This is a genomic window from Streptomyces sp. CO7 (genome assembly GCF_053474865.1).
Map to the genome: position 1 here is coordinate 65784 of NZ_JBRIOU010000012.1, position 6633 is coordinate 72416.

7 protein-coding genes are annotated in these 6633 nt (G+C 75.7%); 4 read left to right on the forward strand and 3 right to left on the reverse strand.

Annotated elements, in window-relative coordinates:
* The first annotated feature begins 19 nt into the window (after positions 1-19).
* On the forward strand, positions 20-940 hold the full coding sequence (locus tag ACOV8S_RS29920) for a sirohydrochlorin chelatase (protein WP_448321612.1): 921 nt from the start codon (positions 20-22) through the stop codon (positions 938-940).
* 103 nt (positions 941-1043) lie between these two features.
* Here the strand turns inward: ACOV8S_RS29920 and ACOV8S_RS29925 are convergent, their stop codons facing one another.
* Positions 1044-2081 carry a lactonase family protein gene (locus ACOV8S_RS29925; RefSeq protein ID WP_448321613.1) on the reverse strand — a complete coding sequence of 346 codons (1038 nt, stop codon included), beginning with the start codon at positions 2079-2081 and terminating at the stop codon, positions 1044-1046.
* Positions 2082-2491: 410 nt separating this feature from the next.
* The gene (locus ACOV8S_RS29930) at positions 2492-4018 is read right to left on the reverse strand and encodes an FUSC family protein (RefSeq protein WP_448321639.1); all 1527 of its coding nucleotides are present in this window, start codon (positions 4016-4018) and stop codon (positions 2492-2494) included.
* 275 nt (positions 4019-4293) lie between these two features.
* Here ACOV8S_RS29930 and ACOV8S_RS29935 point away from each other — a divergent pair, with 275 nt between their 5' ends.
* Positions 4294-4773, forward strand: a complete 480-nt coding sequence (locus ACOV8S_RS29935; RefSeq protein ID WP_448321614.1) for an Lrp/AsnC family transcriptional regulator — start codon at positions 4294-4296, stop codon at positions 4771-4773.
* A 133-nt stretch (positions 4774-4906) separates the two neighbouring features.
* On the opposite strand, the gene ACOV8S_RS29940 is transcribed toward ACOV8S_RS29935, so the two are convergent.
* Positions 4907-5689, reverse strand: coding sequence for a LysR family transcriptional regulator substrate-binding protein (locus ACOV8S_RS29940; protein WP_448321615.1), 783 nt, complete (start codon positions 5687-5689; stop codon positions 4907-4909).
* 59 nt (positions 5690-5748) lie between these two features.
* On the opposite strand from ACOV8S_RS29940, the gene ACOV8S_RS29945 reads away from it, so the two are divergent.
* Entirely contained in the window at positions 5749-6180 is a 432-nt protein-coding gene (locus tag ACOV8S_RS29945) for a DUF5997 family protein (protein WP_448321616.1), read from the forward strand.
* Positions 6181-6362: 182 nt separating this feature from the next.
* Positions 6363-6578 (forward strand): DUF4177 domain-containing protein, encoded by a 216-nt coding sequence (locus tag ACOV8S_RS29950; RefSeq protein ID WP_108957204.1) that lies wholly within the window; start codon positions 6363-6365, stop codon positions 6576-6578.
* Positions 6579-6633 lie beyond the last annotated feature (55 nt).

Below are 6633 nucleotides of genomic sequence, written 5' to 3' on the forward strand. Positions count from 1 at the left end.
GCCACTAGCATGCGGCAGCATGAGCTCCCCCACTGGGCCCGCAGGCCTGCCTGTACGAATGCCGCGTCCCCGCCAGCCCGGCCGGCACCGCCGGCCCGAGCCCCTGGCTGCCCCTGAGGGCGCGCCCGCACTGGTGCTCGCGGTGCCTGGCACTCCCAGCACCGCGACCCGCAGCCTCGCCGAGGAGGTCGTGAGCATCGCGCGCTCCGAGCTGCCCGGCCTGGACGGGCGCATCGGTTATCTGGACGGGGACGACGAGGAATTCCCCACCCTGCAGTCCGTGCTGACGCGCGCCGCCGAGGAGCGGACCGCGCGCTACGAACTGGCGCGCGCCGCCGGCTCGGACGTGCAGGAGCCCGACGGTCCGGTGGCCGTCGTGGTGCCGCTGCTGGCCGGCCCGGACAGCGCCCTGCTGCGCCAGGTGCGCCAGGCGGTCATGGACAGCCGGGTCGCCGCCGACCTGACCGACGTCCTGGGCCCGCACCCGCTGCTGGCCGAGGCGCTGCACGTGCGGCTGTCGGAGGCGGGTCACGCCCGTGCCGACCGCGCCCGTCTGTTCACCGTGCACACGGCCGCCGACGGCATCATCCTGGCGACCGTGGGCGGCGAGGAGGCCGTCCAGGCCGCCGGCATCACCGGCATGCTGCTGGCCGCGCGGCTCGCCGTCCCGGTCATGGCGGCGGCGCTGGACCAGGAGGGCTCCCTCGCCTCCGTGACCGAGCAGCTGCGCCACGCGGGTTCGCAGCAGCTCGCGCTCGCCCCGTACCTGATCGGTCCCGAGGTCCAGCCGGAGCTGCTGGAGGCAGCCGCGCAGGAGGCGGGCTGCCCGGCCGCCGAGCCGCTGGGCGCCTACCCGGCCGTCGGCAAGCTGGCTCTCGCCAAGTACACGACGGCCCTGGGCATCGCACCCCAGCAGCCCCAGGGCATGCCCGTCCGCTGAGCCGCCGGTCCTGCGGAGACCGGTGGCAGTCGGAACGACGGCCGCCCTCAGCCGTGCGCCGTCAGCGGTGCGCCGTCAGCCGTGCGCCGTCAGCGGTGCGCTGTCAGCCGACGACCACGCAGGAGGCGGCCGGGACCGCGACCGCACCGCGCCGCTCCGGCACCCCGGTGGCGAGGTCGGTCTCGAACCAGGTGACGTCGCCGGAGCGCTCGTTGGCCGCGTAGAGGAAGCGCCCGCCGGCGGTGAGGGCGCGGGGCCAGTGCCCGCCGCAGGGCACGGTGGCCCGCAGGCGCAGGGTCTCCCCGTCGACGGCGAACACCGAGATCAGGTCCGCCCCGCGGGTGGCGGTCCACACGAAACGGCCGTCGGCGGACGCCACGACGCCCGAGGGATACGCGTCGCCCACCGGCGCCCCCTCCAGCACGCCCAGCTCGCACAGCGGCTCCAGGAGCCCTCGCGCGGCCGTCCAGCGGCAGACGGTGACGGTGGGGGTCAGTTCGTTGACCACGTAGGCGCGGTCGCCGTCCGGATGGAAGGCCAGGTGCCGGGGCCCCGACCCGGGGCGCATCTTGATCTCCCGGTGCACCCGCAGGCCCTCCTCCTCGACCGCGCAGACCCGGACGGAGTCGGTGCCGAGGTCGACACTGACCGCCCAGCGGCCGGTGGGGTCGGGCTGCACCTGATGGGCGTGCGGTCCCTGCTGGCGCAGGCTGGAGGGGCCGGATCCGGTGTGCGCCAGCACGGCGGCGAGGGCCCTGCGCAGGCCGCCGTCGGGCCGGGTCCGCAGGGCGGAGACGCTGCCGGAGCTGTAGTTGGCGGTCAGCACCTGACCGGCGAAGAGGCTCAGGTGGGTGGGACCGCTCCCACCGACCGGCACCGGCGGGCCCAGGCGGACGGGGAGGTCCCCGGTGAGGCGGTAGGCGGCGACGGCGCCCCGGGCGGTCTCGCTCACCGCGTAGAGCACTCCGCCGTCCTCGGACAGGGCCAGGTAGGACGGGTCGGGGAGATCGTCCAAGGCTCCGGCGAGGGTGAGCGCCCCCGTGCCCGGGTCACGGTCGGCGGTGACCAGTCCGGGACCTCCGGCCGCGGTGAAGGACCCGATGTACGCCCTGGACCCCCGCGCCACGCCGCCGTCCGTCACCGCTGGTCCCCTCTCGCCGCCGTGCCCGTCTGCCGTGCCGGTGGGCCGGCGTGCCGGGCGGTCAGCTGTCCGCCGGTGCGCCGGTGTGCCGGTCCCTGCGACGGTAGCAGTCGGCCGCGATTGGCCTAGACCAAATTCGGCACACTTCGGCAGGTGTCGCGGGGACCCGACGGCGGGGTTGCGGCTGCCCCTCGGCCGGGCGCGGCTGCTCCGCGCGACGGGACGCGGCAGGCGGCTCCGAACCCGACGCGGCAGCTCTGCTCGGCGGCCGCGGCAGGCAGCACGCCGGATCTGGAGCGGCGACTCCCCCCGCCAGGACGCGGGCGGCAGTTCCGGACCTGCGCGGCGGTTGTGCCCGCCGGGCGTGACAGGATCCCGCCACAGCCGCGCGGGAGGCGCGCCGGGCCCGGTCAGGCCCGGGCCGGCGTGGACGCCCCGGCGGGCGCGGAGGCCCGCAGCGGCTCGGCCAGGGCCACCAGGGCCCGCTCGACACCGTGCAGGTGGGCCAGCGCCCCTTCGGTGACCGGTTCCCGCCGACCGGTCTCCACGGACCGTCCGGCGGCAGGCCCGGTGAGTGCCTCGACGGCCGCCTCCACCCGCCAGCACGCGGCGGCCAGCCGGGCGTCGTGCGATGCCTCCGGGTCGGCGGCCACGGACACCAGCGCGCGGACCTCACGGGCGCACTCGTCGAGCAGCACCAGCACCTGCCGGGCACGCTCCCGGCGCTCCCGGCCCAGGTACAGGGGGTGCACCAGCGGCGCGACGGTCTTGCGCACCTGCCCCAGGAGTCCCTCGAGCTCGGCCACCCGGGGCGCCGGGTCCGCGTCGGGGTCGCCGGCCAGCCGGGCCGCGGCCTCGGTGGTGCAGGCGTGCACGCACCGCACGGCGCGCCGGATCCAGGCGTCGTTGAACGCGTGGGTGGTGACCGGCAGCACCAGCAGCACGGCCAGCCAGGCGCCGGCCGCGCCGGCCAGCGTCTCGGCCACCCGCAGCGCCAGCAGGTGGCCGTCGAGCAGCCCGGCCAGCCCGTAGAGGGCCTGGGCGAGGACCGTGACCGACAGCATCATCCACGTGTAGGAGGTCTGCGCCGTGTAGAAGATCCCGAAGACGGCGACGGCCGCGACGACCGCCGAGGGGACGGGCGCGCCGTGCAGCGGCAGGGTGAGGACGAGGCCGAGGAGCGCGCCGAGGCAGGTGCCCAGAACCCGGCGGAAGCCGCGCACGGCGGTCTCGCCGCGGGAGGTCACGTTGACGAAGATCCACCAGGTCGCGCCGACGGCCCAGTACCACCGCTCGTGCGACAGCAGGTGGCCGACCGGGAGCGAGAAGAGGCAGCCGGCGGTCACCTGGAGGGCCTGCCGGGTGGTGAGGCGGCGCAGCCCGGCGCCTCCGGCGGGCGGCGCCGGCGGGACGGGCTGCGCGAGACGGCGCTCGTAACACCACAGCCCGAAGCGGACCACGGCCGCCACGGCGACGGACACCAGGACGGCGACACAGAGGGACGGCAGTGTGGCGGGCGTGACGCGGCCGAACTGGGCCACGAAGAAGCACATGAAGGCGAAGGCGCCCAGGGTGTGACCGCGCGGCCCCCAGCGGCGCGCGTACACGCCGAGGCCGCCGATCGCCACGAAGACCAGGCCGCCTGCCACCGGGCGCCCGTGCAGCAGCGCGGCGGCCGCCAGCACGGGCAGGCCCACCAGCGGCTGCAGGGCGACCGTGACGGCCTGACCGCGCACCGTCGGGTCGGTGACGGTGAACAGGACCAGCAGGGCGGCGAGGCCGCCGGTCGCCAGGCCGGCGATGTCCTGGCCGATCAGCCCGCACGCCGTCACGGCCGCGGCGATGCCGAGCACGCCTCGCGAGGCGAAGCGCAGCCGGACCAGCCCGGGGCCGGCCGGCGGCACGAACGCCCGCGTCCACGGCTTCCTCTGTGTCAGGACCAAGGTCTCACCCTCCTCGACGCCGTCCCGGCGGTGCCCGGCCGAACCGGCGCCATGAAAAGCGGCACAAAAAAGACGCCGCGGGGATCCGCAGCGCCATTGACCCGACCATTTGACCATGACGGACGCCGATGGCTCAAACGACCACGAGAACACTGGGCCATTGGCACAGCATTCCCGAGCATGCATCGGCCGGGAGAGGGCCATCGGACCACCTTTCGGGCGCCCCGGCGCAAAGGCGGGCGACCGGCCCGTTGCTACAGTCGGCGGCCATGTCCGTGGACGAGCTCGACACCCGCATCCTTCGGCTGCTGCTGGAGCAGCCGCGCACCAGCGCGCGTGAGTACGCACGCATCCTCGGGGTGGCCCGGGGCACCCTGCAGGCCCGGCTGGACCAGCTGGAGCGCCGGGGGGTGATCACGGGGACCGGACCCGCGCTGTCGCCCGGGGCACTGGGGCACCCGGTGCTCGCGTTCGTCCACATCGAGGTGACCCAGGGGCACCTGGACGAGGTGGGCGACGAGCTGGCGGCGGTCCCGGAGATCGTCGAGGCCTTCTCCATCACGGGCGGCGGGGACCTGCTCACCCGGGTGGTGGCGCGGGACAACGGCCACCTGGAGGACGTGATCCAGAAGCTGATCAGCCTCCCGGGGGTGGTCCGCACCCGCACGGAGGTGGCGCTGCGCGAGCGTGTGCCGTACCGCCTGCTGCCGCTGGTGGAGTCGGTGGGCCGCGCGGTGGCCTCTCCCTGAGCCACGCGATCGCCTGCGCCCTGAGCCACGCGATCGCCTGCGCCCTGAGCCGCGTCCCGCACACAGCATGGGGCGACGCCGCGCCGCACGGGCGGGCCCGGGCCCGGGTCTCAGGCGCGGGCGTCCGGTGGGGTCAGCCCCGCCGCTTGGGCCTGCCGCCGCCGCGGCGCGGGGCGCCGCCCTTGCCGCCGGCCGTGGAGGAGCGGCCGCCCCGGCCGCCGCCGCCCTGCGGCTTCTGCCGGCCGCCCTGCGCGGTGCCACGGGTGGCGCGGGTGGGCTCCTGCTTCCGCTCGGGCTCGGCGGCGCGCCGCCCCCGGGTGCTGTTGGCGGTGCGCCCCCGCACCACGCCGATGAAGTCGTCCACCGCGTCCGTGGTGGCGTCCTGCGGCCAGGCCAGCGCCACCTCCGACTGCGGCGCGTCGACGACGGTCCGGTAGGTGAGGTCCCGCCGGTGGTGGAAGCGGGCGAGGGACTGCGGCACCACCAGCACACCGATGTTCGCCGCGACCAGCTCGACGGCGTCCCCGGTGGTGGCCGGCCTCTCGAAGGCCTCCTCGCCGGGCAGCCGCTCCCAGCCGAGCACGTCGTCCAGCGGGTGCAGGACGACCTCCTCGGCGAGGTCCTCGACGGAGATCTCCTCCGCGGCGGTGATCAGGTGGTCCTTGGGAACCACGGCCACCGTCGTCTCGGTGTAGAGCGGGATGGCGCTGAAGACGTCGCGGTCGACGGGCAGGCGGACCAGTCCGGCGTCCGCGCCGCCGGTGCGCAGCAGCTCCTGGGCCTCGTGGGCCTCCACCGCCGTCAGTTCGAGCGGGGTGCCCGGGAAGCGCTCGTTCCAGATCCGCACCCACTTGGCGGGCGTGGCTCCCGGTACGTAGGCGAGCCGGAAGACGGGGGATGCGGCGGAGTCTGTCACCCGGCCCAGGCTACCCGGCGTGGTCGGAGGCGCTCCGCGCGGTCGTTACGCTTGGCGGTATGAAGTCGCACCAGAACACCCAGACGATGAAGCCCGCCACCGCGGCGAAGAAGCTGGGTGTGTACCTCGAGGCCACGCCCGCCGAGTTCCGGGAGGGCGTCGTCTCGCGCGCCGAGCTGAACCAGCTCCAGACCGACCCGCCCGAGTGGCTGCGGGAGCTGCGGCGCAACGGCCCGCACCCCCGTCAGGTCGTGGCGGCGCGGCTGGGCGTCTCCGCCTCAGGCCTGGCCCGCGCCGGCATCACCGAGGCGCTGACCACGGAGCAGATCAACGCGCTGCGCGACGAGCGCCCCGAGTGGCTGGAGAAGGAACAGGCCCTCCAGGCGGACGTCCGCAAGGAGCAGGAGCGCGTCAAGCAGCTGCACGCCGAGAAGGCCGCGAAGGCGGCCAGGGCGGGGAACGAGGCCGGGCGCGAGAACGCCGGCCGCTGAACCGCCTCCCCAGCTCGGCCGAAGGGGCCGGTCACGCCGTCGGGCGGGCCGGCCCCTTCGCCGTCCCCGCGGAGGGAGGGGCGCAAGGGCGTCGCGCCGCCGGGCGGGAGGTGGTTGGCTGTGCCCCTGTCGGATCGATCATGTCGGCCCACGCCGACTCCGCCACCCGGAGGCATCACCGCATGAGCACGCCCACCGTGTACGAGTACAAGGTCGTCACCTTCCGCGAGTCGCTGATCGGCGACGCGCTGGACGGCGACAAGCTCGAGAAGACCCTCAACAAGCACGCCGAGGAGGGCTGGCGCCTGAAGACGATCACGTCGGCCGACGTGAAGGGCCGCATAGGTCCCGGCGCGGTCGAGGGCCTGCTGCTCACCCTGGAGCGCCCGCGCGTCTGACGGACGCCGCGCGGCACCGCGGGCCGCCCTGCCTGGCACGGTGGCGGCCCGCGGT

Coding starts and splice junctions, on each gene's coding strand:
- ACOV8S_RS29920 (WP_448321612.1), top strand. CDS start 20: ATGAGCTCCCCCACTGGGCCCGCAGGCCTGCCTGTACGAATGCCGCGT.
- ACOV8S_RS29935 (WP_448321614.1), top strand. CDS start 4,294: ATGTCCGTGGACGAGCTCGACACCCGCATCCTTCGGCTGCTGCTGGAG.
- ACOV8S_RS29945 (WP_448321616.1), top strand. CDS start 5,749: ATGAAGTCGCACCAGAACACCCAGACGATGAAGCCCGCCACCGCGGCG.
- ACOV8S_RS29950 (WP_108957204.1), top strand. CDS start 6,363: ATGAGCACGCCCACCGTGTACGAGTACAAGGTCGTCACCTTCCGCGAG.